The organism is Streptomyces swartbergensis, from assembly GCF_002148965.1.
Classification (GTDB): Bacteria; Actinomycetota; Actinomycetes; order Streptomycetales; family Streptomycetaceae; genus Streptomyces; species Streptomyces swartbergensis.
In genome coordinates this window covers 1-1,009 of sequence record NZ_NGFN01000747.1, presented here as the reverse complement: position 1 = coordinate 1,009, position 1,009 = coordinate 1, and the positions used below count along the sequence as shown (strand labels likewise).

Below are 1,009 nucleotides of genomic sequence, written 5' to 3'. Positions count from 1 at the left end.
GTGTCGTCCCGTGCCCAGGAGGGGCGGCGGGGCACGGGACCGGCGGCAGTGGCGGTCACCGGGCTGCTGCCGTCCTGGGCATCGGGGCCCGGCGCGCTGCCGCTCGGGCCGTCGGTCGCCCGGGCTCTGGAGAACCGCACGTTGCCCAGCAGTCCTCCGGCCCCGGCGGCGCCGCTTCCCGCGTCCGCCAGCTGGTCGTCCAGACGGCGGAGGAGCTCGTCCGTGCGGGCGGCGGCCTGTTCCCGGTCGTAGGCGAGCAGCAGGCGGCAGTCCTGCCCGTGCCCCGGGCGGACATGCGGCAGCCAGCCCAGCCACCCCCACTCGGCGGTGCGCTCCTCCAGAGGGCGGGAGCGGTCCGCGGCGATCAGGACGATCTCCAGGGTGTCGGGGGAGTGCAGCGCGGTGAGCTGCGCCAGCACGGCACGGGCCAGCCCGGCGAGCCGCGCCCGGGGCCCGGCCAGTCCCAGTGCGCCGACCTCGCGCAGCCCGGAGGTCACCGGCACCGCGGGCAGCAGGCCCGAGCCGTCCGGCGCCGCCCGGTCGGCGGTGCCGAGGCGCACCGCGAGCGCCTCCGGGTGGCCCGGGCCGCGCTCCCACAGCCGGGGCCCCGGCCCCAGCGCGGTCAGCAGCAGCGTGGCCGGATCCGGCCAGGTCTCCGGCACCGCGGGCCCGACGGCGGAACGCTCCACCTCCACTTCGGCCGGCTCGTCCTCGTACGTCCCGCGCGCGGCCTGCTCCTGCTCGCCGCGGCCTCCGGCCAACCGCCGCGCCCACGCCCCGAGCCCGCCCCGCCTGCGCGTCCCCGGCGGAACGTCTGTGCCCCGGAGGGGAGTGCCCTTGCGCCCGCGACCGGACCGCTCGTCCGTGGCGTCGGCCGGGGAGACCGGGCCGGCGCCGTCGCCGGGGCGACCGCTCCCGACCGGACCGGTGCCGACGGGAGCCGTCGGGCGGGGAGCCGCCTGGCCCCCGGCCCGGGCATGAGGGACGACGCCGTCCGCCGTTCCGGCGC

At 80.4% G+C, this 1,009-nt stretch carries 1 pseudogene; it reads right to left on the bottom strand.

The window, feature by feature from the left end:
• A pseudogene (locus tag CA983_RS44070) lies at positions 1 to 1,009 on the bottom strand (hypothetical protein); the annotation flags it as partial.